The organism is Acinetobacter tandoii, assembly GCF_008867985.1.
In the GTDB taxonomy this organism is placed as follows: Bacteria; Pseudomonadota; Gammaproteobacteria; order Pseudomonadales; family Moraxellaceae; genus Acinetobacter; species Acinetobacter tandoii.
This window is the reverse complement of the sequence record NZ_VXLD01000008.1, coordinates 1-26,473: the sequence shown is the minus strand read 5'-3', so window position 1 is coordinate 26,473 and position 26,473 is coordinate 1. Positions and strand designations below refer to the sequence as shown.

The window sequence follows — 26,473 nt, the reverse complement described above, 5'->3', positions numbered from 1 at the left end:
GATCTGACTATATTGCTGTTTTTATATGCAATTGATATGAGCATCATTTAGTTAGAAAATAATGGGCATCACGAAGAAACACTTGTAGCGCATTAACTTTTAACTGGAATTTTAGTAAAATCAAGCAGTCCATATTATTTGCGTAGCTTTGTTTAAAGCAGGAATGCGTAAATAATTTTTTAAAAAAGAGGAATAACACCGTGCTAGAAGCTTACCGCCAACACGTTGCAGAACGTGCCGCACTCGGAGTCCCACCGAAGCCACTTGATGATGCTCAAACAGCTGAATTAGTTGAATTATTAAAAAACCCACCAGCTGGCGAAGAAGCATTTTTAGTTGATTTACTAGAAAACCGTGTTCCAGCGGGTGTTGACCAAGCTGCATACGTTAAAGCTGCTTTCTTGGCTGCTTTGGCTAAGGGCGAAGCGACTTCTCCATTAGTTTCTAAAGAACGTGCGGTTTACTTACTAGGTACTATGCTTGGTGGTTATAACGTAGCACCTCTAGTTGAGCTTTTAGACAATGCAGAATTGGCTAGCTTAGCTGCTGAAGCATTAAAGAAAACTCTTCTTGTATTTGATGCATTCCATGACGTTGCTGACAAAGCGAAAGCGGGTAACGAAAATGCGAAAGCAGTTCTTCAATCTTGGGCTGATGCTGAATGGTTCACTAGCCGTAAAGATGTTCCTGAAGAAATCAAACTTACAGTATTCAAAGTAACTGGTGAAACAAACACTGATGACTTGTCTCCAGCTCAAGACGCTTGGAGCCGTCCAGATATCCCATTACATGCGAATGCGATGTTGAAAAACGTACGTGATGGTATCAACCCAGAAGTTGCAGGTGAAGTTGGCCCACTTAACCAAATTAAAGAACTCATCGCGAAAGGCAACCAAGTTGCTTACGTGGGTGACGTTGTTGGTACAGGTTCTTCTCGTAAGTCTGCAACTAACTCTGTACTTTGGTTCTTCGGTGACGAAATCGCGCACATTCCGAACAAAAAAGACGGTGGTTACTGCTTAGGTTCTAAAATCGCTCCGATTTTCTTCAACACTATGGAAGACGCTGGTGCGTTACCTGTAGAGATTGACGTTGCAAACATGAACATGGGTGACGAAATCGTTCTTAAGATTGATCACTCAGCGGCTAAAGTAACTGCGTTCAAAAACGGCGAACAAATTGCTGAATCTGAACTTAAAACTCCAGTTCTTCTAGACGAGGTACGTGCTGGCGGCCGTATTAACTTGATCGTGGGTCGTGGTTTGACTGCTAAAGCGCGTGAAGCTTTAGGTCTTGCTCCATCTACTTTATTCCGTACTCCTGTACAACCTGCTGCAACTGGTAAAGGTTTCACTTTAGCTCAGAAGATGGTTGGTCGTGCATGTGGTCTTCCAGAAGGTCAAGGTGTAATTCCTGGTACTTACTGTGAACCTAAGATGACTACAGTGGGTTCTCAAGATACAACTGGTCCTATGACTCGTGACGAGTTAAAAGACTTAGCTTGCTTGGGCTTCTCTGCTGACCTAGTTATGCAGTCTTTCTGTCACACTGCTGCTTATCCAAAGCCAGTTGACGTACAAATGCAACATACGCTTCCTGACTTCATCATGAACCGTGGTGGTGTTTCTTTACGTCCAGGTGACGGTATTATCCACTCTTGGTTAAACCGTATGTTACTTCCAGATACAGTAGGTACTGGTGGTGACTCGCATACTCGTTTCCCAATTGGTATTTCATTCCCAGCGGGTTCTGGTCTTGTAGCGTTCGCTGCAGCAACTGGTGTTATGCCACTTGACATGCCAGAGTCAGTTCTTGTGAAGTTCAAAGGTAAAATGCAGCCTGGTATCACTTTACGTGACCTTGTACATGCAATTCCTTACTATGCAATCAAGGAAGGCGATCTTACTGTTGAGAAAAAAGGTAAGAAAAATATCTTCTCTGGTCGTATCTTAGAAATCGACTTGTCAGAAATGGAAACTGATTTGACAGTTGAACAAGCATTCGAACTTTCTGACGCTTCTGCTGAACGTTCTGCTGCTGGTTGTGCAATCACACTTTCTGAAGAGAAAGTTGCTGAGTACCTACGTTCTAACATCACAATGCTTAAGTGGATGATTTCACAGGGTTATGGTGATGCTCGTACGATGGCTCGCCGTGTTGAAAACATGGAAAAATGGTTGGCTAACCCATCACTTCTTAAAGCTGATGCTGATGCTGAATATACGAAAGTGTATGAAATCGACCTTGCTGACATCAAAGAACCTATCCTTTGCTGCCCGAACGATCCAGATGATGCAAAACTTCTTTCTGACGTTCAAGGCGACAAAATTGATGAAGTATTCATCGGTTCTTGTATGACGAACATTGGTCACTTCCGTGCTGCTGGTCAGTTACTTGAGAAAGTACCAAGCGGTTCATTAACAACTCGTTTATGGTTGGCTCCACCAACACGTATGGACGAACATCAGTTAATGGAAGAAGGTTTCTATAACACTTATGGCCGTGCTGGTGCACGTACTGAAATGCCTGGTTGTTCATTATGTATGGGTAACCAAGCACGTGTTGCGCCGAACACAACGGTTGTATCGACTTCTACACGTAACTTCCCTAACCGTTTAGGTCAAGGTTCTAACGTTTACTTGGCGTCTGCTGAGCTTGCATCTGTTGCTGCTGTACTTGGTAAATTACCAACTCCAGAAGAATACCAACAATATGCAGCTCAAATTGACAGTATGTCTGCTGACATCTACAAATATTTGAATTTCGACCAAATGGGCGAATATACAAATGCTGCGGATAAGGTAGATACTAAGAAAATTGCTGCTGCTCAGTTAACTTAATTAATTGATAATTAAGTTTTAATGAGTTAAAAATAAGGGCTGATTAATCAGCCCTTATTTTTTAAAATAAATACTAAGTAATTTTATTTAGAATCAGTCATTATTTTATATAGTCACTTATATATTGAGGCTAATCGGTCTACTCTACCTAATTTTTAAATGAAGAAAAATGAAGTCTGTGAAAAATATACTTAGCATTGCTATGATGGTTATTAGCTTTATAACAGTTATACATGCGGAAGAACAAATATCTTTTGATCTGGCTGGTACGTTAGAAAAGGCAAAAAACAATAACAAGCAAGGGCTCTATGATTTGGCTGTACTAAAGCAAAATGGTATGTATGGAGTTGAAAAAGATTTAAAGGGAGCTATTGAATTATATAAACGGGCATCGGCATTAGGGCATCGTTCTGCAAATCATAATTTAGGACTAATCTATTATAAAGGTGAAGGTGTTGCTGTTAATTATCCTGAGGCTGCCAAATGGTTTTCGATTGCAGCTGACCGAAAAGTTGAAGACTCTCAGCGTAATTTGTTGAGAATGTATTATTTAAAAGAAGTACCAAGAAATGAAAAAAAAGTTGAAGAAATTCTCATAGATTTAGCTGAAAAAGGGCAACAAAAAGATATCGAGAGTTTAGCAGACTATTATTATATCGATTTAGATAATATGATTTTGGCTGAGCAACCAACACTATTGCTAGCAGAAAAAGGAGTATTGAAATATCAATCAAGGATTGCAATGATATATCTTAAAAGCAATATTCAAAACCCTGATTATGTTAAAGCATATAATTGGTTTTTAAAGGCGGCAGGTAGAGGGGATTATAAGTCTAAAATTGGCTTAGCTTCACTCTATTATGGTGGGTTAGGTGTTGAAAAGAACCAAGCTGAGTCATTAAAATGGTTTAAGTCGGCATGTAGACAAAATCCTGTTGAAACCTTCAAGATTTTCAAAGAAATTGCATCTAAAAATGACTTTCAAATACCAGAATGTGAGTGATACAGTCATTAAGAAACCGTAGCCTACGACTAGAATCGAAGTAATATTGATATTAGGTAAGTTGTTTTTTTAGATAAAGAGAATGCAATAAAAATATATACAGTTTAGCTAATAAATCGTTTAATTACCTCATTATTTAGTAAGATTAAAAGTAGATCTAAGCAAATGCCTAAACAATCCCGCTTCCTCTGTATTGGTGGATTTCTTAACGGTTCTGCCGTAAAAGACCAAGGTGACAGCTTTGTATGTGTCGAAAATGGCAAACAAGTCACTTACCGAAAAATGGAAATTTTCCACCAAGACTCATGGGATCATGACTACTATGTCTGTGAAACGGCCACAGACAAACAGGCGCGAAATTGGGTTTATGATATTAAGCCTGATTAATGAACCTGATTAGTGTAAATCCAATAAATAGAGTTGTAGCTTAGTCTCTTGAAAATACAGACGTTAAAAAGCCCCTTGATGGGGCTTTTAATACTGAATTATCTTACCAATAACCCAACATCTTCCACCAAATTCCACCTAAGACTATAAAAATAACCATATTAATAATGCTCATGGCAAAACCTGCTTTCCACCATTCACCAAGTGTTGTATAACCCGAACCATAAATAATAGGGGATGTACCCGTCGCATAATGGGTCAGTGTCATCATAATGCTTGATGCTGCTGCCATAATCAGTGCAAAGAACATTGGAGGAGCACCTAATGCGATACCTGCAATGTAGAATGCTGAAAACATAGCGGTAATATGTGCAGTAGTACTGGCAAAAATGTAATGGGCGTACATATAAGCAAATAGTAAAAGCATGGAAGCTGGAACCCAGGTTAAGCCAAGCTGCCCAATGCTCGTTTGTAAAACACCTGAAAACCAAGCGATTAAGCCGAGCTTATTTAAAAAGGTTGCCATCATCACCAATGCAGCAAACCAAGTTACAGTGTCCCATGCACTTTTTTGAGTTAAGACATCATCCCACGTTAAAACGCCAGTCAGTAATAAAAGAGATAAACCAATAAATGCAGTTGTAGTTGGATCTAATGTCCACATATCCCCCAACAGCATTGCAGGAATACCCGCCCAAAGTAACAGTAAAATTCCAAACACAGCCAGCATAATCATTTCTTGTAAGGTAATGGGTCCCATTTCCTTTAAACGCTCTTTGGCAAACTGAGCAGCATTCGGTGTTTTCTTAATTTCAGGTGGGTACATAAAGTAAAGTGCAATTGGCATTAACGCCAAAGCCACAATACCGGGTAATACCATCGCCAAAGCCCATGTGGTCCAACTCAGATGAATCTGACTATTGGTGGCTTTTGCGACCAGTTCAACTACTAAAGGATTTGGTGCAGTAGCCGTAATAAACATCGCCGAGGTAATCGGGTTGGAGTGGTAATTCACCAAAGCTAAATATTTACCAATTTTTCCTTCTGTACCTTTTTCAGGGTCGGAGTCAAAACTCGTTGCAATAGAGCGTACAATGGGATGGATAATTCCGCCACCACGAGCAGTATTACTTGGGGTCACTGGGGCAAGGATGAGTTCAGATAACGCGAGACTGTAGCCAATACCGATGGTTCTTTTGCCCCAAACTGCAATAAAGTAATATCCAAGTCGAGCACCTAAGCCTGTTTTTTGTAATCCTTTTGAGATCATGATGGAGATACCAATTAACCAGATCAGTGGATTGGCAAAACCACTTAATGCGTCCTTGATGGCATCACTTGGGTTATCGTTGGTTACTCGGGTAATCGCAACAAGTGCAATAGCAATAATTGAAATTGCCCCAATTGGCATGGCTTTACCAATAATGGCAGCAATCACCCCGATGAACATAGCAAATAGAAGCCAAGCGTTCGCTGAGACATCGTGCGGAACTGGGATGAAAAACCAAATAATAAGGGTAAGTGATACTGAAATTATGGTTGGTATGAGTTTAAACCCCATTGAAGCGCACTCCAAAAATATAGTTATTATGTGAATAAATAATGAACATTGATTATGTTGAAGTCTAGTGTGAGTAACATATTCCCAATAAAAGATTGATTTTAATTTTGCCTAATCAGTTGTTGACGTCAATAACACCATGATGCTGCTCAATTCATTTTTTCTTTATAGTCGTTATATACATTTACTATGAATTTATCGTTTCAAATAGACAATAAAAAGCCCTGCTTTCGCAGGGCTAGTCGTATAGATATTTCTATACTCATATAAGGCTCATCTCATACTGCGCCTATTAAAACATAGATCTACATAAATTGCAGTAAAAGAGTTTTCGATTATTCAATCAACATTAAATCAGATGTGGTGGCAGACTTAAGCGGGCGTAAGGCAAAAGTAGAGCGCGTATGACGTATACCTTTAATTGAATAGAGTTTTTTTCTTAAAAACCGTTCATAGTGTTCAGCATTTTTCACTGCTACTTTGACTAAATAATCATAATCACCCGTCACTAAATGCGCTTCAATCACTTCAGGAATATCTGCTAAGGTTTGGCTGAATTGCTCCAAAATTTCATCATCATGTCGTTCTAAGGTGATTTCGATGAAAAATAATTCATTAATGCCAATTGCCTTCGGATTGATGTTGGCTGTATAGCCATCAATAATTTTTAGAGTCTCTAAACGTTTTAAGCGTGTCCAACACGGAGAGGAGGAAAGTCCGACTTCGTCTGCCAGTTGTGCGACGGTCAATCTGCCATTTTGTCTTAAAGCAGATAAAATCTTTCGATCAATTTTATCTAGCATGTATTCTGTGCTGCTCAAAACTTACTCCACAGAAGAATCTTCTTTAAAATATAAATATACTTCATTCTTATGCTGAAATTTAAATAAATTCCTTCAAATACAGTAAACATTTGTGCAAGTTAATGATTAGACTAGAGATATAAATTATCACTGAATGGGTTAAAGGTGATAATTGAACCATTAGCACCTTTAGGGAAGGGTGACTTAAAGGTGCTAATGGTTCGTTTTTATAACTTACGATGTCATCAGATATTCAAACAATCAGTGAAAATGATCTAAAACTAAAAAATGATTGATAAAAATGCTTAAATTTTTTATGGGTTATTTTATTAAAATTTAAAAGATTTAGACTCATTGGGTTAAAGTTGTATTTTACTTGCATCTTATTGATTTTGCTGAATACACAATTCTGTAATCTATTGATTTAAAATATGAATAATCACCCTTTAATAAAGCATATGAGCCTTAAGTACCTAGTTTAGGGGATGTCGGACAGAATCATCTCGTATTAGAATGATTAGGTCTATTCAACTCGGACGGAGTTATGAATATTTCCGAAACAATAACAGATTATAAGAAGCTATTACCTGAACATCAGAACCAATATCTAGAACAACTTTTAGCATTTGATCGTATTATTTTTCCAGATACCTGTAAGCAAGAATTGCATGATTTTATGCATGATACAGATGCGATATCTGTACAAGTTGTAGAGTATTTTGATGGTGTTCGTTTAATTGGGTATAACAGTATTCTGATATTAAAACTGACTATTCGAGATAAGAATATTTTTGTGGTGAATTCACGTGGGTCATTCTTACCGAATTATCAACGTGGCAATAAAACTGTGAATTCAGTGATTAAAGTCGCTGTACAGCACAGCATTAAACATCCGCTGATTCCATTATGGTTTGTCGTGACGATGATGCAGCCGAAAGCCTATGCCTTGCTTGCATCGTGTGCACAAAATTTTTACCCGAGAACAGATGTAGATACGCCACAGGATTATCTGGACGTACTTAAATTGGTTGCGGTACGTAAACCAGATGTACAAAAACGTCGTGAAGATATTTATGTGCATCCAAGAGTGATTCCAGAAACGACTTTAGATGAGTCGATTCATATGCATGATCAGGCGAATCAGCATATTGATTTCTTCATGCAGCACACACCAGATTTTTTTGATGGGATGGGGATGATGTGTGTCAGTAAATTGAATACTAAAATGTTAACCGAAGCTGCAATTTTAAATGCGATAGAACGCGCAGCGAGTTAATAGATGTGAGCATATTCTACTTATGCTCACATCTGTTTTTTACCTGTGAATGATGCTAAAATTTGCATACTCACTGATTTGATCAGCTGTAAGGCTATCAAGTGCATCTAAGAAAGCCACATTAAATGAACCTACAGTTTGTGCTGTTTGGTATGCTAATTGTCCTGCGACAGCAAAATGTACATGTGCGGACAAAGTGGCACTTGTAACATCGGTTACAGCACAATAAGCTGCAATTAAAGCACCAAGCGCACAACCTGTTGCAGTCACCCTTGGTTGTAGAAAGCAACCGCCATTGACTTGAATGACGCTGTTTAATTCTTTAGAGAGAATAAAGTCAGATTCACCTGAAATCGCTATACACTCAGCATGGTCTAACAAAGTCCAAGCTTGTATATAAACTTCTGCACTATCTAGCGTGCTATCTACCCCTTTACTTGTTACTTGATTACCTGCTAATCCACTCATTTCCGAAGCATTTCCTCGGATTACAGAGGGTTGATATTGCAACAGCTCATTGGTCATTTCTGAGCGCCAAGATAAAATGTTGCCATAACCCACAGGGTCAAGTACCCAAGGAACGGAAGCTTGCTGTGCTGTATTGGCAGAAATTTGCATTGCTTGCATTTGTTCTGTTGTGGGTGTCCCCAGATTAATGCTGAGCGCACTACTAATATGTGTGAAGCTTTCTGCTTCGAATGGGTTATCAATCATAGCGGGCGAACCACCACAGGCAAGTAGTACGTTGGCTACATAATTGGCAGCGACACTATTGGTAATACATTGCACTAGAGGTTGAGTTGCACGGAGTTGGGTATGCGCTTCAACAATTTTCTGTAGTAATGGTGCAGTTTGATCCACTAGATTATCCTGAAGGTCAAATATTGGCTGGTTTGAAAGTGTAGACATGATGTTCACCATTCACCGTGTGAAATAGTGGTCCTGATGCTTACAATGTCGACAAAATAAAGATACGTATTCTTCGGCATCGTAGTCAACGGCTAAGTCGTTTGAACCACAATACATACAGCGTTTGACTGAATAGAAATTTAAACGCGGTTCAATTTTCTTCCACGAACGCCAGACAGGTTGAAAGAAAATCCGTTCATCATAACCGAGAAATTTAAAAAAAAGGATTTCACTCATTTTACTGAGTGGCATGGTGGGTAAACGAGGAAGTGTAGATGTTTCCCATTTTTCTGTGAGAGATCGTTCCCGATACTGCTGAACAGTTTTTTTGAGTAAATTGGTATTGATGAAGTTCTCATTGCGTGGCTTTAGTGCTTTTTGTTCATATAGATATTCCAAAGCAGTTTGGATGAGATAATAAATCTGACCCACCGCGAGGGTATCCATTAAACGATAACAAAAGGTTTGAAAGCTCTGATTTCCTGCAATCTGAACTCCCCAAGATTTACAGTAATATTGCATGAACTGAACGATTTCTTGATATAAGATCAAATACAGGGTGTTTTTAACTTCTTCAGCATCTTTAAATGGGATGCCGAGTTTTAAATTTTCGTAAAACCAATGTCTGAGTTGTTGGGTAATACTGAATAAGCTTGGTTCTGTATAACCTTCTAGACGAACATTGACATAATATTCATGCGCTTCTTCTGCAAAATCTTTTGCAATTAAAATTTGGTCTTTTAACAGTTGCTTGAGCAATGTACTTTGAAAATAATAATTGGGGGTAATGGGTTGATATTTAATTTTTTCCCAGTGAATAAATTCATCATGTGCTGAATATTCCTGAATCTGATTATCCAGAATACTGAGTAAAAACAGTTTGTGTAGAAAGCTAAGTTGACGCAGTTCTAGCTCTACAATCTCTTTTTTCTTGAGTTTACGTTGTTCTTGCAGTCGCGTTTCTTGAAGTAATTTTTTACGTTTTGAAGCACAACTGTCACAGTGACAAGTGAATTTATCCGACTGAAATACCCGATGCGCACAGTGACTACATTCATGGAATTGCACATCTTGATCATATTGTTCGGCTTCTATCCAATACATTGCTGCCTGACAAAGCGGACAAGTTGTGCTTTCATCCAGTTGTTTTTGCAGAATTTGGAGCAGCATGGTTAGTCATCGAATAATTGAATCAGTGCTTAAGATTATACACCGTTTAGGTGTTGTTCAGAGTTGAACTGTTAAGCATTTGTGCAAAGCTTTGCTGATGTTTTGCAAATAAAAAGAGCTACTGCTTCGAGTAGCTCTTTATTCGGTAGCAGTTAGAAAGAATTTAATAGGCTGCAGGGCAAGGCAGTGTTTCGTCATCTTCTCCGAGTTGTTTAGCATAAATTAAAGCTTTCACTTTTTTGGAAGGAATTTTTTTGCTTCCTAAAGCATCATATTGATTTAAAACGGTGCTAACCTCTTGTGCTTGTATTGCAATACCTTCACAACACATAAATGTAGCAATCACTTTGTGATCAATCCCTGCCGCGTGCAAGGTTTGCATGATTTTGATATTTTCCGTACGAATCAAAAGTTCTTTGATATACATTTTGCACCTCGTTTTTATTTTGCTCATTTTATAGTGCGCTTTGCACATCTATTTACAAGCAAAAAACGTGCACAAATTGTAGTCAGTTTGAAAGATAATTCATAAAAATGTCACTCGCACAAGTGATACGAAACGGTGTGTAACTGAAATAGAGAGGTATGCGCTAAATACACTGTAATTTATGGGCTATGAGTGTCTGATTCACTTTCTGTTTTTGTTCATCGGCTAGATAATTTTGATAAGTTGTTATAGCACCAGACTGCTTCGCACTATAAATCACTGCATAAATGCGTGCACCTTGCAGAATAATTTCATATTGCCCTGTATTACGTTGGAAATTACGTTCGTTGAAAAAAAGGTGTTGTTCATAAGGACGATCTTCTGCCATTTCAATATTTTCAGTTTTTATATAATGCAAAGAAATGGGCTTTAAATAAGGAAAATACATCAGTTTTATTGTTTGCGCATTTTGGGCTGGAGCAACGAGAACAAAATGATGTTGTTGATCTGAGCTTAAACATTCCATGTATTCAATAGTTGGCGCGGCAATTGCAATGGATGCAAAACTTGACAAGATGATGCCATAAATCAGGTGTTGTATTTTCATTTTTAGCCGACATACTCATAGAGGAGGAATAAAGCGTATAAATAAAATACATCTCCTTAAAATTATGCGCAATCATGATTGAAATGCAGAAAATAAACACCCATATTGAATGATAAACAAGGGCAAAGATACTTGTACTGTGATGAATGATTTTACGCAATGCAAAAGTCAATGCTAAAAAGACAAATAGGAAATGATATGAACATTGCGGCAAACCCAGTGGTAGAAGCAGATCAAACTGTATATTTAAAAGACTATCAAAAACCTGTATTTCTGGTTGATTCGATCAATTTAGATATTCAGGTGTATGCAGAACATACTCAAGTGGATGCCAATTTGGTCATGAAACGCCTGACTGACGGTGATTTGGTCTTATTGGGGCGTGATTTAGAGTTGAAGTCTATAAGCTTAAATGGTCAGGTTTTAAATGCGAGCGATTACACTTTAGATAGTGAGCAGCTTGTTATCCATAATGCACCAAATGAAGTCATTTTAGAAACATCTGTGATCATTCATCCCGAATCTAATACGCAGCTTGAAGGTTTATACCAAGCAGCATCAGATTTGTATGTAACGCAAAATGAGCCAGAAGGTTTCCGTAAAATTACATTCTATCCAGACCGTCCTGATGTTTTAGGTGTATTTACGACGCGTGTAGAGGCCGATATAAAATATCCAGTGCTTCTGGCCAATGGTAATTTGCTTGAAACAGGTTCGGTTGGCGAAGACCGCCATTTTGCGATTTGGCAAGATCCAACCAAAAAACCAAGCTATCTTTTTGCTTGTGTGATTGGTGATTTGGCTGTTTTAAAAGATCGATACACCACCTCTGAAGGACGTGATGTCGCTTTGGAAATTTATGCTGAAGAAAAAGATATTCCAAAATGTCATATTGCGATGGAAGCTTTAAAACATTCCATGCGTTGGGATGAAGAACACTATGGTCGTCCATATGATCTAGACAATTACATGATTGTTGCCACCAGTGCTTTCAACATGGGCGCAATGGAAAATAAAGGTTTAAACATCTTTAATACTTCATGTGTACTGGCTGATGAAGAATACACAACAGACGCTGCAATTATGCGTGTGCAATCGGTGATTGCACATGAATATTTCCATAACTGGACAGGTAACCGTATTACTTGCCGTGACTGGTTCCAATTATGTCTAAAAGAAGGCTTAACAGTTTTTCGTGATCAATCTTTTTCGGAAGATTTGCAATCGGCAGCTGTGCAACGGATTGATGATGTGGCGGTACTCAAAGCACATCAATTTCCAGAAGATTCGGGCCCATTGTCTCATCCACCGCGTCCTGACCATTTTGTAGAAATTAATAACTTTTACACAGCTACTGTATATGAGAAAGGGGCTGAAATTAACCGCATGATGGCGACCTTATTAGGAAAAGAAAAATTCCGTAAAGGCACAGATGAATATTTCCGCCGTCACGATGGTCAAGCTGTAACAGTTGAAGATTGGGTTGCTGCTTTAACTGCGGGTTCAGGTGTTGATTTGTCAAATTTCCTGACTTGGTACAATCAACCAGGCACGCCAAAACTTGAAGCGACAGGTGAGTATGATACTGTGGCACAAACCTATCGTTTGAGTTTTAAGCAAAGCCTTAAAGCCCATGCGAAATACCCGAACTTAAAAGCAGTTCCAATTCCTGTGGCACTGGCATTATTCAATGCGGAAACAGGTGAACAATATACCCTGCAATCTGATGCATTATTTGAAAATAGCGTGAAAGATGGTGTGTATTTGTTCGATCAAGAACAAGCGAGCATTGTCTTTACAGATGTAACAGCTGAACCTGTCGTGTCTTTGCTTCGTAATTTCTCTGCACCTGTCAATCTTGAATTTAACTATTCAGATGAAGAATTGGCGTTCCTGATTCAGTATGAAACCAATGGCTTTAACCAATGGCAGGCAACACAAACTTTGTTAGAGCGTGTTTTATTGAATGATCACGATGCAGCAATTTATGTTCAAGCCATTAAAAATACGTTGCCAGCACTTGTCGAAAAAGATCCTTTACTGGCTTCTCGTTTGTTTGATGTACCAAGCGAAGGTTACTTGGGCAGTCGTATTGATGAAAACTATAATCCTGAGGTAATTCAAGAAAAGCGTAATGCATTGTTAAATACCTTGGCACGTGAATTAGGTCAATTTTGTAAAGAAACATATTTGGCTTTAGACCCTGACTTGCAAAAAGATTTTTCACAAGCAATGGGTGTGCGTGCATTGAAAAACATCATGTTGATGATGTTGGCACGACAAGGTGATACGGAAGTATTTGATTTGGCTTACCGTCAATATACCAGTACGACCAATATGTCTGAGCGTTTAGGGGCTTTACGTGTTTTAGTCTGGAATGATGCACCACAAGCTTCAACTGCGCTCCAAGACTTTTATACGCGCTTCAAAGATGAAGCACTTTCTCTTGATCAGTGGTTTACAGTGCAAGCATCAAATCCGAATGCAACTGCGGAAAGTATTCAAACTTTGATTAATCATCCAGATTATGATTTGGGAGTACCAAACCGAATTCGTGCTGTGAGTGGTGGGTTAAATAGCAACCCTGTAAATACTTGGAGCTTTGGTGTTGACCATTTTGTAGATTTAGCTAAGTATTTAGACGAAAAAAATCCAATTTTAGGTTCACGTTTATTACAGGTTTTATCTCGTTGGTATACTTTAGCCGAACCCCAACGTTCAGATGTACTGGCATCTTTAGAAGCCTTAAAGCCACAAGTGAAATCTAAAAATGTGGTGGAAACTTTAAACAGTATGCTGAGCATCTGATAAAAAATTCTAGTGTTTAAGCTGGTTCAGGCTATTTTTCAGCAATGGAAAATAGCCTTTTTATTGCATTTATTTAAATCATTTAAAAAATCCCTCGATGCAGAGGGATTTTTTGTACTTTAGACTTTTACAACAAGAACTGGAATAGGGGATTGGGTAAGTACAGCCTGTGCAACACTACCTAGCATCATCTTTTTGAAACCAGTACGACCATGTGAGCCCATAATAATTAAGTCAGCACTAACTTCATCTGCAATTTGAATAATGCCTTCTGCGGCGGAAACGCCACGAATTACTTTAGTGTCAACTTCTATCTCATCTCGAATGAAGGATTGTTTAATGTCTGCCAAACGCTTTTGGGCATTTTCTTCTGCTTGCATGAAATAATCGGTAATTGCTGGAGCAACTTTGTAAAAGTCGACGCCGACAAAGGGGTCGACAGCCACGACACACATGACCGTTACGCGACAATTCAGGAGTTTTGCTAAAGAAAGTGCTTGCTCAACAGCCGTATATGAGATTGGAGATTCATCGACAGGTACTAAAATATGTTGATAAGTCATGGGGCACACCTTCGATTATGATTATAAAAAACTTAGCTTTCTGCATTTGTAAAATTTAAAAGTATCCTTAAAAGATACTTCTATAAGCACCCACCTAAAAGTAGGTGCTCGATTTATTGGCTTATTCTTTTACAATTAAAACAGGCAGATGCGTACCACGAAGTACATCTTGTGCAAAACTACCAAGTAAAAACTTTTGGAAGCCTTTACGACCATGTGAACCCATCACAATTAAATCAGATTTTTTCTCTTCAGCAGCTTGCACTACACCTTCAGCAGAAACTTGTCCTTTAATGATTTGTGTTGTTGGCTCAACACCTTCTGCTTGAGCAAAAACAATGGCTTCTTTTAGGGCTTTTTCAGCATTGGCATAAGCTTGTACAAAGTATTCTTTCATAATGGCAGAAGAATAATAAAAGTCGACTTCTGTAAAAGGATCTTCTGCAACAAGGCTAATCAAAGTCAATTCGCTGCCAAATGCTTTCGCAATAATCGCGGCTTGTTTAACTGCGGAAAATGAAATTGCAGAGCCGTCTACTGGAACTAAAATATGTTGGTAAGACATCGGATTTACTCCTGTTGTTTATCATTATTGCTACTTATTTATAGATAGCACATAGTCGGATTGTGATCAATTTATAAAATGAAAAAACAGCGTAAATTCATTCAATTAATTAGAGATTTTTAATCTTTCTCAAGGCTTTCTAAAAGCTAGTAAGTTGAGTGTTTTTATCAGATTTATCAGGAAAGGCTTAATCAAAATGGAATGGTTTTTTTCATTTTTTATGATCGAGTATTATTTTTTCGCTAAAATACGCTTGCTGAAAAAGATTCTTTAAAACACATCATTATGAAAATATTTAAAAACTGTGGAATTGCTCATGTATAAAAAGACAATTTTTATAATTTTAAGCTGTATTTTGGTGTTGTTAACGGCATGCCAAAATACTCAAAAAAGTAGCAAAGTTATTGCACGAAGTTTTAATACGGCCACAGAAATACAGAAAAGAATGTTGGATAAACATGCACCTAAAAATGTGTTGATCTATTCAAATATTGAGTATCTAAAAGATCCAAAATTAGGACTCGATCTATATCAACCTGAAAATATTGAAGAACTGGGTTTAAGACCGACAATTATCTGGATTCATGGTGGGGGATGGATTTCTGGTTCAAAAGAAAATGCTCGTGGATACTTTAAGTTGCTTGCTGCACAAGGTTTTAATATTGTATCAGTCGAGTACCAATTTGCCCCTCAAGTGATTTATCCTAATCAGTTATTGCAAATAAATCGGGCACTTAAGTTTATTAGTAAGCATGCTGAGGGCTATCATATTGATGCCAATCAACTTTATATGGCAGGTGATTCAGCAGGTGCTAATTTAGCAAGTCACTACGCAGCGTTGCTTACAAATCCTCAATTTGCCCGAGAATCAAATTTTGTACCTGCAATCCAACCGCAACAGTTGAAAGGATTAATTCTGCATTGCGGTATTTACGATATAGCATCTTTTGTGACGACAGCACCTGATGAGCATAAAATTATAGAATGGGGTATTTATAGCCTCGTTAAGGCATACACAGGGGAGCGTAAGGACGATGGCGCTTTCTTAAATGAAATATCGCCAATAAAGCATCTAACTGCAAATTATCCTCCAGTATTTATTAGTGGAGGTCATAAGGACTTTTTAACAGAGACTCAATCTGTTCCTTTCGTTGCTGCATTAAAGCAGCATGAAATACCTGTAACTGCTGTGTTTTATCCTGAAAGTAAAGAGCCATTAGTTCATGAGTATCAATTTTTTATGGGGTTAAAAGCCAGTCAGCAAACTTTTGATCAAACCATTTCTTTTATAGAACAATTCAGTAATTTGGATGCCTCATCGTAGAAAAACTCTATAATCCGTATCTATGAACTGTTAATCTGCATCCAGAAAATTTGGTGAAGTAACACAAGCATGAATGTCCTACTGTTAGCTTATGCCATGTTGGCTTTGGCAATTGTTTCTGAAGTCACGGGTTCGGCATTTTTAGTGAAATCTGAGGGTTTTACAAAATTAGGACCTAGTTTATTGGTCGTCGTGTTTTATGTCGTTTCTTTTTATTTGTTATCGCAAGTAATCAAAACTATTCCTTTGGGAATTGCTTACGCAATTTGGGGTGGTGTTGGTATTGTATTGACGGCTTTAGTCGGTTTTTTTGTATTTAAACAAACTTTGGATTTACCTGCTTTAATTGGAATCGGCATGATTGTGGGTGGAGTAATTGTTATGAATGTTTTCTCAAACTCAATTGGGCATTGATACGAAATAATATAAAAAAAGCATACAAAATATGTATGCTTTTTTTATTAGACAGAGCTTATTTTTTGATGTTCAATTTCATAATAAATGCAACGGCAAAACCAAATAGTAGCCCCCAAAATGCAGAACCAATGCCAAAAAACTGAACGCCTGAAGCACTAAATAAAAAAGTCATCAATGCAGCTTCACGATCAGAAACATCATGAAAAGCCAGTGCTATGTTGTGGCTAATGGTTCCAAATAGTGCAATTCCAGCTAAGGCCACAATAAAAATATGTGGAAAAGACATTAAAAGGCTAGTGAGGGTTGCAGCAAATAGCCCCATCAAAACATAAAAAAATCCACAACTAATACCCGCAATATAGCGTTTGCTTGGGTCTGGATGTACTTGATCGTCTAAGCTAACTGCGGCACTAATGGCTGCAATATTGACACTATAACAACCAAAAGGTGCCAGTAGCGTTTGAATGAGTCCTGTGCCACCAATTAATTGATTGACATGAGGTTGATAGCCATAACTTTTAATCATGGCAATGCCGGGTAAATATTGCGAAGCCATGTTAATGACAAATAGTGGAAGTGCAAGACCTAAAATCGCAGACCAAGTAAAGTCAGGTGTCATCCAGACAGGTTGAGCCATACTCCATGTAACAGTAGGGGTATGAAAGTCCAAAAATACAGGGCATAAGGCTATAGCTGCAATCACGGTTAATACAATGCTGTAGCGTGGAGTCAGTTTTTTTGCAACGATATAAACTGCTAATAAGGATAGAATAAATTCCCAATCAGTTTTAAGGCTAGCAAAAAGTTCGATGCCAAATTTTAATAAGACACCAGCTAACATTGCGCTGGTTAGACTTTGTGGAATAAGCGTTAGAATTTTTTCAAAAATGCCTAAATAACCTAAAACCGCAGTAATTAAACCACAAACCAGAAAAGCACCGATGGCTTCATTTAAACTATAACCACTGCCTGTAGCAATGATGAGGGCTAGGCCTGCGGTAGACCAAGCGGTAGACACTGGGTATTTTAGTTTCCATGATAGAAACATGCCTACTAGGCCAATACCAAGCCCTAAAGCCCAAAACCATGAGGTAATTTGTTCGGTACTTGCACCTAAAATTTGAGCTGCTTGAATGACCAACACCGCAGATACACTGATCCCAATTAAAAACGTAATGAAACCAGCGAAGACTGCGGGAATAGAAAAATCTTGAATGAGTTTTTGCATGTATCCGTACTTATTCTATTTTGACCAAAAGTTTAAATATAGGTCTTGCATCATACGCTTAAGCTATATTGGGGAAAAGTAAATATCTTAAAATTAAACGATATTTCACGTTTTAAAGATCATTATTGAAATTTCTTCAACTACAGTGTTGAAAATGCCAATTTCATGCCAAAGCCTAAAAAAGCAAATCCAACGATTGCTACAGCAACTGAAGTGAGGCGATAACGCTGGTTGAAAAATGCTGCAAAACGTACGCCAGAGAAAATCAGAATACTTAAATAAAGCATACTAATGATCTGTAAAATAACAGACATCAGGGTAAAGCTAATCGCTGGGTATGCATAGTTCGGATCGACAAATTGAACGAAGAAAGACAGATAAAACAAAATCGCTTTAGGATTCAGAATACTAATGGTCAAAGCGGTACGATAGGGCTGAGCCTCTTTATAGGTGAGCTGAGTATTGGAACCCTCTAAAGCCTGAGCAGTAGTTCCTTTCCAAGTTCGTATACTTGCAATGATAAGTCGGCTACCCAAATAGGATAAATAAGCTGCACCAACTACTTTTAGAATAATAAACAGCCATGGGAAACTATGTAATAAAGAAGCAGCACCAAAGATGGTACAAAGTATCAGAATGAGATCGCCAGTAAAAACGCCTAAAGCTGCAAGATAGCCTATACGTGTTCCAAAACGTGATGCAATGGACATGACATATAACGAATTTGGACCTGGAAGAATAACAATTAAAATTGTTCCAATAATATAGGTACTGAGATCCGTAATGCCAAACACAATATACTCATTATAAAAAGCTCATTTTGCTATTGTAACAAAATGAGCTTAAAGTTTGCGCACTTATGGTGCAGAATTTTTAAGCTTGAATTTCAGCATCCAAACCGAATGATTGTCGTAATAAGGTATTAAGTTGTTCACGTGCTTTAATAAAGCCATCAATACCGCCTTGTAGCAATTGGAAGGCCATTAGATCATGTTCTAAATGGTCTTTAAACGTCGCTTTATCAAGAATGACTGCTTGTTCGGAACTGCTTGTAATTTGGTTTGGGTCGAGCTGAAGTTGTACTTCACGGGTATCAAGTTCTAATTCAGCCAATAAATTAGGAGATATTGTTAACAAATCACAACCTGCTAAACCAAGGACTTGATCGATGCTACGGAAGCTTGCTCCCATAATTTCAGTCTTAATCTGGTGCTGCTTGTAGTATTGATAAATTTGTTTCACAGAGACCACACCCGGATCTTTATCAATAGGATAGCTTTCTACATTTTCAGCTTTTTTGTACCAGTCCAGAATACGACCTACAAATGGAGAAATTAAAGTCACTTTAGCATCAGCGCAAGCTTGAGCTTGATGTAAACCAAACAGAAGGGTGAGGTTACAGTGAATACCTTCAGCTTCAAGTGCTCGAGCAGCTTGAATGCCCTCCCAAGTTGAAGCAATTTTAATCAGAATTCTGTTTTGATCGATACCATAAGCTTTATAAAGTGCTAAAAGCGATTTGGCTTTGGCGATGGTTGCTTCGGTGTCATAAGATAATGAAGCATCCACTTCGGTTGAAACACGGCCTTCAATCAGTTTAAGAATTTCTACCCCAAATTTTACAGTCAGAATATCAATGGTACGTTCAATCAATTCATCAGAAGTATAGCCTTCTTGCTTTGCTTGATCATACGCAGCTTCAATTAAAACTTTATTTTCTGGTTGATTGGCTGCTGCTGTGATTAAAGAAGGATTGGTCGTTGCATCGAGCGGACGAAATTTTTCAATTGCCGCTAAGTCACTACTATCAGCAACGATGGTTGTCATCTTTTTTAATTGGTTTAACGCATTTTGTGTCATTGAAATCTATTTCTTAAAAGTTATATCCGTCATTTAGTTATACCACAAACTTTGCTTAGCCCAAGCAAAATCAGGGCTTCGAGCACATTTAATTCGTATTTTTTTTGTTGTTTCGAATATGTTCAATCAAAAACCGAGCTGCCGCACCAAGCTGACTTTCACGGCTCCAGACTAAATCAACCGAATATTCAAATTTGGGTGAGAAATCTTGGAAATTCAGGATTTTTAATTGTTGTTGTAATGCTGGATTTTCATTGAGCATTTCATACGGGAGTACACCCCAGCCTAAATTTTGCAAAATCATGGCACATGAGGAGTGATGATTATCTGTACGCCAATAATTTTTAGAAAAAAGTAATTCAGGCTTTAAACTTCGGTCACGACTGGCCACAACAATTTGCCGACTTTGTAATAATTGTTCATAGCTTATTTTTTCATGTTGAGCGAGAGGATGTTGTTTCGATGCGACTGCAATAAGCGTTTCTCGTTTGAGCTCTACAAATTGTTCACCACTTTGTAATTGTTCACGCTCAAACATTAATGCTAATTGTGCAGATTGATCGAGCAGCATTTGCAATGCATCTTCTTGAGGTGCCGAAAAAATGTTGATTTGAAGTTCAGGAAAACGTTGCTCGAGTAGCAGAATGTAGTCCGTCCAATGCGTATGGAGTAATTCAGAAACCACCACAATATTTAAATTCGACTCTAGGCCTCCAGCTAAGGCAAAGGCATGTTGTTTCCATTGATTCATTTCAATGAGAAGCTGTTGAGTTTTCTCATATAAAGTCATGGCTTGAGCGGTTGCAATCGGCTCACGGCCTTGACGGCTGAAAAGCGTAAGATCTAGATCAATTTCAAGATTTGCAATAGACATACTAATAGCAGAAGGGACTTTTCCTAGCTTTCTTGCGGCTGCTGAAAAAGAACCAGTTTCAATGACGGTTTGAAAAATAATCAGCTGATCTTGGTTTATATTCATTGGCGTGTATTTTGCTTAAGTTACTAAAAAAAGCTTCATGGTGAACCTTTCAATAAAAATGAAAGAATCTAACTCGATTAATCAATATCATAAACATAAAATAGCAAACATCTAAGACAAAGAGTATTTTTAAATGTTGATTTCCAAGAGAAGGATTGTTCATGCGTTAAGCTATGAGATCATCCTGTTGGTCATCATTGCCATCGCATTAAGTTTTATTTTTAACATGCCCATGGAAGTGACGGGAAGCCTAGGAATAGCTATGGCAATCACTTCCGTATTTTGGAACATGATTTTTAATCATTTTTTTGAAAAATTTGAGCAACGTCGTAAATTGCAACGTACTGTTGGTGTTCGTATTATGCATGCGATTGGATTTGAAGGTGGTTTGATGTTAGCCACTATTCCAATGGTGGCGTATGCAATGGACATGACCATCTGGCAAGCCATATTATTGGATCTGAGTTTGACCATGTGTATTTTGGTATATACCTTTATTTTCCAATGGTGTTATGACCATATTGAAATGCGATTAGGGTATTCTCCTGTTCAGCAGTCATAAGAAGTAAAAAAGCCACAAATAAGTGGCTTTTTTATGTATGGATGCTGAATCGCTTAACAGTAAACTCATTGCAAAAATAAAAAAATTGTATTATTTCAATTGTTTGACGATGGATAATAGTTGATGCATTTGAAGTCAGATCTTAGCTAGATTAAATAGCTTGGTAATCATATCTCAAATGCGGTTTTAGTTGTTTAAATGATCTATCCTATAATCTTTAAAAGTTCGAGTCGTATCTCGGCTTTAATTTTTAAATAAAGAGATCCTAATAACGATAAAAAGAGTATGCAGATGGATTGGACTTACTTATTACAACATTACGGTTATTTTGCCGTCGTCATTGGTTCTTTTTTCGAAGGTGAAACGATACTCATGCTCGGTGCTTATGCCGTACATCAGCATGTTCTCAATTTTTGGCTGTTGATTGTTTCTGCAATGATTGGGGGGGTTATTGGTGATCAGTTGTATTACCAAATTGGGAAACGCTATGGATATGACTTTATTGATCAGCACCCAAAATTAAAACTGAGATTTCAAAAAGCCAGTGTATTAATTGAAAACTATCCAACCTTAAGTATTTTATTGATGCGTTTTGCTTGGGGCTTAAGAACAGTTATTCCTATGATCATTGGGATTAAGCAATACCCAGTTTTACGTTATATGGCAATCAATCTATTGGCTTGTTTTATTTGGGCATTTGTTATTGTAAGTGTTGGTTTGCAAGTTTCGCATTGGTTGCATCTGTTCTGGCAAGCGGTAGTCCAACATGACGAATATTCAGCCTTGATCATTGTCGCAGTGATCACCTGTATATTATTAGTACGTTTTGTCTTTTGGATGGTTTCATACCTTAGACAATCTAAAGATCATTGAGTTTGCTACAAATAGATCCTGAAGTTGAGAGTTAATTGAAGTCTCAGAGGGAAAAAAAGCACCTCCGTAGAAGTGCTTTTTTAGAGGGGGTAAGTCAATTATTTTTCAACAATTGCCGTTACACCTTGACCACCCGCCGCACAAATCGAGATGAGTACGCGACCAGAGCCTTTTTGGTTAAGAAGTTTTGCAGCCGTTGCTAAAATGCGTCCACCTGTTGCAGCAAACGGATGACCTGCTGCCAAAGAAGAACCTTTAACATTAAGTTTGCTACGGTCAATTGAACCTAATGGTGCAGCTAAGCCTAAGCGATCTTTACAGAATTGTGGATCTTCCCAAGCTTTTAAAGTTGAAAGAACTTGTGAAGCAAAGGCTTCATGAATTTCGTAATAGTCAAAATCTTGCAGCGTAATACCAGCACGTTCAAGCATGCGAGGAACTGCGTAAGCAGGGGCCATTAATAAGCCTTCTTTTGGTCCATTCTTGCCAATAAAGTCTACCGCAGCAGTTTCAGTAAAGGTTAAATAAGCCAGTACTTCATGACCATTTGCTTTTGCCCATTCTTCAGAGGCAAGTAACACACAAGATGCGCCATCGGTTAATGGGGTAGAGTTACCCGCAGTCATGGTGCGTGCATCACCTTTACCAAAAGCAGGCTTAAGTTTAGCCAGTTTCTCAACTGTAGAATCAGCACGTAAGTTGTTGTCACGTTCTAAACCTAAGAATGGCGTGATGAGATCATCAAAGAAACCTTCTTCATAAGCTTTCGCCATTTTTTGATGTGAAGAGGCAGCAAGTTCGTCTTGTGCTTCACGCGCAATACCCCATTCTAATGCAGTAATCGCTTGATGATCACCCATTGATAGACCAGTACGTGGTTCACCATTTTTAGGGGCATCCATCAAATCTTTCAGGTTAATTTTGGTTAATGCTTTTAAACGGTCTTTACCTGTTTTTGCGATATTGAGCTCAAGGAGGGCTTTACGTAAACCATCACCAAAAGCAATTGGCGCATCTGAAGTGGTATCTACGCCACCAGCGATACCCACTTCAATTTGTCCCAAAGCGATTTTATTCGCAACTTGGAAAGCTGCTTGCAAGCCTGTTCCACATGCTTGTTGCAAATCATAAGCAGGAGTTTCAGGTGCTAAAGCAGTATCTAGCACACACTCACGAGTCATATTAAAGTCACGGCTATGTTTTAACACTGCGCCCGCGACAACTTCACCTAGGCGCTGACCTTGAAGATTATAACGCTCAACAAGACCATTTAATGCTGCGGTAAACATATCCATGTTTGATGCTGTGAAATAAGCACCATTCGAACGAGCGAATGGAATACGGTTACCACCAATAATTGCAACGCGGCGAGGAGTGTTTTGACTCATAATTTTTTCCTGTTGGACAGAAGTTTGAGTTGTAGATTCAGTTTTAGATGTACTAGGTGCTGCTTTTTTGCGAGGCGAAGAAGTTGCACGTGTACGTGTTGTTTTAGTCGTTGGGGTTGCAGACGTAGAAGCTGTGTCAGTTGTTTTGCGTGTACGAGTACGTGCTTTTGATGTATTTGACACAGTTTCTGCCACAGAATGATCGACTGCTGGATTATCTTGAGTTGTTTTGCTCATAAGGCTTTTCCAAGCATGTTACAGTATTCTTGAGGTGTACATTAACACAATACAGCATAGCTCGAATTGACTACAATGACATTGCAGAATACATTCAGGTCAAGTCATCACTAGATTAACTCAAGTATGATTCAACGGAAACTGATGGGTCTATTGAAATCTACGTCTTTGACATGATATTGAAGTTAAACAGTAGTTTAAAAGCCATCAAATAAATTTAATTCGTTTTGAGAGATAATAAACATGACTGACCAATACCAAGCATTCGCAAAATCTCCAATTGGTAAATTTGTCATTAAAAATTTAGGTTTGCCAGCACCCACTTTTTTAGATCGTTTTGACTCTGCGACGCCTGTAATTAAAGGTGCAGTTTTGGTTGGTGCAGCACCAGCAGGCACATTATCTGGTGCAATTTCTCAGGTTTTGGCGAATATTCACGCAAACAGCTATGCAGGCAACAATGCAGAATTACAACAAGTTGCTGCAACTCAAGGTTTAAAGCTAAATGCGTTTAACGATGGTGATCGTGAATCGAAGTTCAAAGCCGTCGTTTTTGATGCGTCTGGTATTCAAAATTCTGAACAGCTCAAAGAGCTTTATAATTTCTTCAACCCTGTCGCACGCCAGATTTTGGCTTCGGGTCGTGTCATTGTCGTTGGTACAACACCTGAAACGGCTAAAACAGTAAAGCAAGCCATTGCTCAACGCGCTTTAGAAGGTTTTGTTAAATCAGTAGGCAAAGAATTCAAAAAAGGTATTGCAGCACAATTGGTCTATGTAGATGAAGGTGCAGAAGCTAATTTAGAGTCTACGTTACGTTTTGCTTTATCTCCACGTTCAGCTTATGTTTCAGGACAAGTCATTCGTGTATCTAAAGCAGATGTAATTGATGTAGATTGGGTGAAACCACTTGCAGGTAAAACTGCTGTAGTCACAGGTGCGAGCCGTGGTATTGGTGAAGCAATTGCACATGTGTTATCACGTGATGGCGCACATGTCATTTGTTTAGACGTACCACAACAGCAAGCTGACTTGGATCGTGTTGCGAGTGAAATTGGTGGTTCGACTTTAGCGATTGATATTACCGCAGCAGATGCAGGTCAGAAAATTAAAGAAGCTGCTGTAGCACAGGGCGGTGTTGATATTATTGTGCACAATGCAGGTATTACCCGTGACAAGACTTTGGCCAATATGAAGCCAGAACTTTGGGATTTGGTTATCAACATCAATTTGTCTGCGATTGAACGTGTCAATGATTATTTACTAGAACATGATAGTTTAAATGCCAATGGTCGTATTATCTGTGTATCTTCAATTTCAGGGATTGCTGGGAATTTAGGTCAAACGAACTACGCTGCATCTAAAGCAGGTGTTATTGGGGTGGTGAAATTTACTGCACCGATCTTAAAAAATGGTATAACCATTAATGCTGTTGCACCAGGCTTTATTGAAACACAAATGACCGCAGCAATTCCTTTTGCTATCCGTGAAGCAGGCCGTCGTATGAACTCGATGAGTCAAGGCGGTTTACCTGTTGATGTTGCAGAAACCATTGCCTTATTTGCTTCAACGGCTTCGACGGGCTTAAACGGTAACGTTGTTCGTGTTTGCGGACAAAGTTTATTAGGTGCTTAATCATAAAAGTTTAGAATTTTCCCTCTTCTTTAGGGAGAGGGAAAACCAATAAAGGGAATGGAATTCTTCCTCCATCCCAACCTTCTCCCTGAAAGAGAAGAAGCTTTCAAAAAATATTGAAATAAAAACTTCACATAGGTTCAACATGAATACTCGCCATTTTTCTCAACTTCCGAAACCTTATTTGGCTTATCCGAAAGTCGTGCAGGGACTCATCTTCAAAAAGCCTAAAGGCGAAAAAGTCCTTCCGCAAGTTGAATATGTGGTGGATTCTTTTAAGGTTGATCCAAAGCATTTGAAAGCCTATAACGCCGTGTGCGGATTTAAAAATAATGGCTATATTCCAGCGATTTATTTGGCTGTTTTGTCGCAAAGTTTACAAATGCATATGATGACGCAAGAGGCATTTCCTTTTGCAATTTTAGGTTTGGTACATATTCGTAACCAAGTTTCTCAAAGCCGTAAAATTGGTGTAAATGAAAGCTTAAGTCTATCTTGCCAGTTTGGTGAATTAAAGCCGCATGATAAAGGCGTGCAGTTTGATTTTATTACCACCGCAAAAGTGGGCAATGAAGTCGTGATGCAAGGGGTGACGACTTATCTTGCACGTCAAAAAACTGAAACAAAAGCGGCTACTAAAGCAAAAGAAGAAACTCGCCCAAATTATACGCTTCAGGCAGAGTGGACAGTTTCAGAAAATACGGGTCGTCGTTATGCCTTAACTTCTGGTGATTTTAATTTAATTCACATTCATGCCATCACGGCAAAAGCATTCGGTTTTAAACAAGCGATTGCACATGGTATGTGGAGCAAAGCAAAAGCCTTAGCCAATTTAACTTTACCCGACAGCTATGAGGCTGATGTTTGGTTTAAATTACCGATGTATTTGCCTTCCAAAGTTGAGTTCCTCACTGCACAGGTAGGTAAGGATATCGATTTTATGATTCAAAATAGTAAAAATAAAAAACCACATGTGACAGGTCATATTACCGCACGCTAATAGCACTGAATAAAAGCCCAAATTTTAAGGATTTGGGCTTTTTTACTTATG

24 protein-coding genes are annotated in these 26,473 nt (G+C 38.4%); 11 read left to right on the top strand and 13 right to left on the bottom strand.

Annotated elements, in window-relative coordinates:
• Positions 1–200: 200 nt before the first annotated feature.
• From F4W09_RS12145 to F4W09_RS12135, 3 genes are all read left to right on the top strand, one after another.
• Positions 201–2,840: a bifunctional aconitate hydratase 2/2-methylisocitrate dehydratase gene (locus F4W09_RS12145; protein WP_151504954.1), complete on the top strand. Its 2,640-nt coding sequence runs from the start codon at positions 201–203 to the stop codon at positions 2,838–2,840.
• Positions 2,841–3,009: 169 nt separating this feature from the next.
• Positions 3,010–3,843 (top strand): tetratricopeptide repeat protein, encoded by an 834-nt coding sequence (locus F4W09_RS12140; protein ID WP_051195102.1) that lies wholly within the window; start codon positions 3,010–3,012, stop codon positions 3,841–3,843.
• A 165-nt stretch (positions 3,844–4,008) separates the two neighbouring features.
• A complete protein-coding gene (locus F4W09_RS12135) occupies positions 4,009–4,230 on the top strand; it encodes a hypothetical protein (protein ID WP_016166361.1) in 222 nt (73 codons plus the stop codon).
• Between the two features lie 103 nt (positions 4,231–4,333).
• Here the strand turns inward: F4W09_RS12135 and F4W09_RS12130 are convergent, their stop codons facing one another.
• Together F4W09_RS12130 and F4W09_RS12125 are read right to left on the bottom strand one after the other, a co-directional pair.
• A complete protein-coding gene (locus F4W09_RS12130; protein ID WP_151504953.1) occupies positions 4,334–5,791 on the bottom strand; it encodes a DASS family sodium-coupled anion symporter in 1,458 nt (485 codons plus the stop codon).
• Positions 5,792–6,126: 335 nt separating this feature from the next.
• Complete coding sequence (locus tag F4W09_RS12125; RefSeq protein WP_151504952.1) at positions 6,127–6,612, bottom strand: Lrp/AsnC family transcriptional regulator; 486 nt, start codon at positions 6,610–6,612, stop codon at positions 6,127–6,129.
• A 526-nt stretch (positions 6,613–7,138) separates the two neighbouring features.
• Between F4W09_RS12125 and F4W09_RS12120 the strand changes: the two genes are divergently transcribed.
• Positions 7,139–7,870 (top strand): hypothetical protein, encoded by a 732-nt coding sequence (locus F4W09_RS12120; protein ID WP_151504951.1) that lies wholly within the window; start codon positions 7,139–7,141, stop codon positions 7,868–7,870.
• A gap of 39 nt (positions 7,871–7,909) precedes the next feature.
• Here F4W09_RS12120 and thiM read toward each other — a convergent pair whose 3' ends face one another.
• The 4 genes from thiM to F4W09_RS12100 form a co-directional block, all read right to left on the bottom strand.
• Positions 7,910–8,779, bottom strand: a complete 870-nt coding sequence (gene thiM / locus F4W09_RS12115; protein ID WP_151504950.1) for a hydroxyethylthiazole kinase — start codon at positions 8,777–8,779, stop codon at positions 7,910–7,912.
• Positions 8,780–8,791: 12 nt separating this feature from the next.
• Positions 8,792–9,949 (bottom strand): hypothetical protein, encoded by a 1,158-nt coding sequence (locus tag F4W09_RS12110; RefSeq protein WP_151504949.1) that lies wholly within the window; start codon positions 9,947–9,949, stop codon positions 8,792–8,794.
• Positions 9,950–10,112: 163 nt separating this feature from the next.
• Positions 10,113–10,376, bottom strand: a complete 264-nt coding sequence (locus F4W09_RS12105; RefSeq protein WP_151504948.1) for a hypothetical protein — start codon at positions 10,374–10,376, stop codon at positions 10,113–10,115.
• 163 nt (positions 10,377–10,539) lie between these two features.
• Entirely contained in the window at positions 10,540–10,983 is a 444-nt protein-coding gene (locus tag F4W09_RS12100) for a hypothetical protein (protein WP_151504947.1), read from the bottom strand.
• Positions 10,984–11,181: 198 nt separating this feature from the next.
• Here F4W09_RS12100 and pepN point away from each other — a divergent pair, with 198 nt between their 5' ends.
• Complete coding sequence (gene pepN / locus F4W09_RS12095) at positions 11,182–13,791, top strand: aminopeptidase N (protein WP_044740412.1); 2,610 nt, start codon at positions 11,182–11,184, stop codon at positions 13,789–13,791.
• 119 nt (positions 13,792–13,910) lie between these two features.
• On the opposite strand, the gene F4W09_RS12090 is transcribed toward pepN, so the two are convergent.
• Together F4W09_RS12090 and F4W09_RS12085 are read right to left on the bottom strand one after the other, a co-directional pair.
• Positions 13,911–14,354, bottom strand: coding sequence for a universal stress protein (locus tag F4W09_RS12090; protein ID WP_016166352.1), 444 nt, complete (start codon positions 14,352–14,354; stop codon positions 13,911–13,913).
• Between the two features lie 121 nt (positions 14,355–14,475).
• Entirely contained in the window at positions 14,476–14,919 is a 444-nt protein-coding gene (locus F4W09_RS12085; RefSeq protein WP_016166351.1) for a universal stress protein, read from the bottom strand.
• A gap of 316 nt (positions 14,920–15,235) precedes the next feature.
• Here F4W09_RS12085 and F4W09_RS12080 point away from each other — a divergent pair, with 316 nt between their 5' ends.
• A complete protein-coding gene (locus F4W09_RS12080) occupies positions 15,236–16,243 on the top strand; it encodes an alpha/beta hydrolase (protein ID WP_016166350.1) in 1,008 nt (335 codons plus the stop codon).
• A gap of 69 nt (positions 16,244–16,312) precedes the next feature.
• Positions 16,313–16,657, top strand: a complete 345-nt coding sequence (locus F4W09_RS12075; RefSeq protein ID WP_016166349.1) for a DMT family transporter — start codon at positions 16,313–16,315, stop codon at positions 16,655–16,657.
• 58 nt (positions 16,658–16,715) lie between these two features.
• Here the strand turns inward: F4W09_RS12075 and F4W09_RS12070 are convergent, their stop codons facing one another.
• The 4 genes from F4W09_RS12070 to aceR form a co-directional block, all read right to left on the bottom strand.
• Positions 16,716–17,888 (bottom strand): benzoate/H(+) symporter BenE family transporter, encoded by a 1,173-nt coding sequence (locus F4W09_RS12070; RefSeq protein ID WP_151504946.1) that lies wholly within the window; start codon positions 17,886–17,888, stop codon positions 16,716–16,718.
• Positions 17,889–18,028: 140 nt separating this feature from the next.
• Complete coding sequence (leuE, locus tag F4W09_RS12065) at positions 18,029–18,682, bottom strand: leucine efflux protein LeuE (RefSeq protein WP_016166347.1); 654 nt, start codon at positions 18,680–18,682, stop codon at positions 18,029–18,031.
• A 79-nt stretch (positions 18,683–18,761) separates the two neighbouring features.
• A complete protein-coding gene (gene tal / locus F4W09_RS12060) occupies positions 18,762–19,748 on the bottom strand; it encodes a transaldolase (protein ID WP_151504945.1) in 987 nt (328 codons plus the stop codon).
• Between the two features lie 88 nt (positions 19,749–19,836).
• Complete coding sequence (gene aceR / locus F4W09_RS12055) at positions 19,837–20,727, bottom strand: HTH-type transcriptional regulator AceR (RefSeq protein WP_151504944.1); 891 nt, start codon at positions 20,725–20,727, stop codon at positions 19,837–19,839.
• Positions 20,728–20,860: 133 nt separating this feature from the next.
• Here aceR and aceI point away from each other — a divergent pair, with 133 nt between their 5' ends.
• Together aceI and F4W09_RS12045 are read left to right on the top strand one after the other, a co-directional pair.
• Positions 20,861–21,289 carry a chlorhexidine efflux PACE transporter AceI gene (aceI, locus tag F4W09_RS12050; RefSeq protein WP_044740417.1) on the top strand — a complete coding sequence of 143 codons (429 nt, stop codon included), beginning with the start codon at positions 20,861–20,863 and terminating at the stop codon, positions 21,287–21,289.
• A 291-nt stretch (positions 21,290–21,580) separates the two neighbouring features.
• Positions 21,581–22,162, top strand: coding sequence for a DedA family protein (locus F4W09_RS12045; protein ID WP_151504943.1), 582 nt, complete (start codon positions 21,581–21,583; stop codon positions 22,160–22,162).
• Between the two features lie 98 nt (positions 22,163–22,260).
• Here F4W09_RS12045 and F4W09_RS12040 read toward each other — a convergent pair whose 3' ends face one another.
• Complete coding sequence (locus F4W09_RS12040; RefSeq protein WP_151504942.1) at positions 22,261–23,787, bottom strand: acetyl-CoA C-acetyltransferase; 1,527 nt, start codon at positions 23,785–23,787, stop codon at positions 22,261–22,263.
• Between the two features lie 243 nt (positions 23,788–24,030).
• Here F4W09_RS12040 and F4W09_RS12035 point away from each other — a divergent pair, with 243 nt between their 5' ends.
• Positions 24,031–25,422, top strand: a complete 1,392-nt coding sequence (locus tag F4W09_RS12035; RefSeq protein ID WP_151504941.1) for a 3-oxoacyl-ACP reductase — start codon at positions 24,031–24,033, stop codon at positions 25,420–25,422.
• Between the two features lie 145 nt (positions 25,423–25,567).
• Positions 25,568–26,422, top strand: a complete 855-nt coding sequence (locus F4W09_RS12030) for a MaoC family dehydratase (protein WP_044740420.1) — start codon at positions 25,568–25,570, stop codon at positions 26,420–26,422.
• Positions 26,423–26,473: the final 51 nt, after the last annotated feature.

Bases quoted from the DNA above. Each gene is read 5' to 3' on its own strand.
- F4W09_RS12140 (WP_051195102.1), top strand. From the start codon at position 3,010: ATGAAGTCTGTGAAAAATATACTTAGCATTGCTATGATGGTTATTAGC.
- F4W09_RS12135 (WP_016166361.1), top strand. From the start codon at position 4,009: ATGCCTAAACAATCCCGCTTCCTCTGTATTGGTGGATTTCTTAACGGT.
- F4W09_RS12130 (WP_151504953.1), bottom strand. From the start codon at position 5,791: ATGGGGTTTAAACTCATACCAACCATAATTTCAGTATCACTTACCCTT.
- F4W09_RS12120 (WP_151504951.1), top strand. From the start codon at position 7,139: ATGAATATTTCCGAAACAATAACAGATTATAAGAAGCTATTACCTGAA.
- thiM (WP_151504950.1), bottom strand. From the start codon at position 8,779: ATGTCTACACTTTCAAACCAGCCAATATTTGACCTTCAGGATAATCTA.
- F4W09_RS12110 (WP_151504949.1), bottom strand. From the start codon at position 9,949: ATGCTGCTCCAAATTCTGCAAAAACAACTGGATGAAAGCACAACTTGT.
- F4W09_RS12105 (WP_151504948.1), bottom strand. From the start codon at position 10,376: ATGTATATCAAAGAACTTTTGATTCGTACGGAAAATATCAAAATCATG.
- F4W09_RS12100 (WP_151504947.1), bottom strand. From the start codon at position 10,983: ATGAAAATACAACACCTGATTTATGGCATCATCTTGTCAAGTTTTGCA.
- pepN (WP_044740412.1), top strand. From the start codon at position 11,182: ATGAACATTGCGGCAAACCCAGTGGTAGAAGCAGATCAAACTGTATAT.
- F4W09_RS12090 (WP_016166352.1), bottom strand. From the start codon at position 14,354: ATGACTTATCAACATATTTTAGTACCTGTCGATGAATCTCCAATCTCA.
- F4W09_RS12085 (WP_016166351.1), bottom strand. From the start codon at position 14,919: ATGTCTTACCAACATATTTTAGTTCCAGTAGACGGCTCTGCAATTTCA.
- F4W09_RS12080 (WP_016166350.1), top strand. From the start codon at position 15,236: ATGTATAAAAAGACAATTTTTATAATTTTAAGCTGTATTTTGGTGTTG.
- F4W09_RS12075 (WP_016166349.1), top strand. From the start codon at position 16,313: ATGAATGTCCTACTGTTAGCTTATGCCATGTTGGCTTTGGCAATTGTT.
- F4W09_RS12070 (WP_151504946.1), bottom strand. From the start codon at position 17,888: ATGCAAAAACTCATTCAAGATTTTTCTATTCCCGCAGTCTTCGCTGGT.
- tal (WP_151504945.1), bottom strand. From the start codon at position 19,748: ATGACACAAAATGCGTTAAACCAATTAAAAAAGATGACAACCATCGTT.
- aceR (WP_151504944.1), bottom strand. From the start codon at position 20,727: ATGAATATAAACCAAGATCAGCTGATTATTTTTCAAACCGTCATTGAA.
- aceI (WP_044740417.1), top strand. From the start codon at position 20,861: ATGTTGATTTCCAAGAGAAGGATTGTTCATGCGTTAAGCTATGAGATC.
- F4W09_RS12045 (WP_151504943.1), top strand. From the start codon at position 21,581: ATGGATTGGACTTACTTATTACAACATTACGGTTATTTTGCCGTCGTC.
- F4W09_RS12040 (WP_151504942.1), bottom strand. From the start codon at position 23,787: ATGAGCAAAACAACTCAAGATAATCCAGCAGTCGATCATTCTGTGGCA.
- F4W09_RS12035 (WP_151504941.1), top strand. From the start codon at position 24,031: ATGACTGACCAATACCAAGCATTCGCAAAATCTCCAATTGGTAAATTT.
- F4W09_RS12030 (WP_044740420.1), top strand. From the start codon at position 25,568: ATGAATACTCGCCATTTTTCTCAACTTCCGAAACCTTATTTGGCTTAT.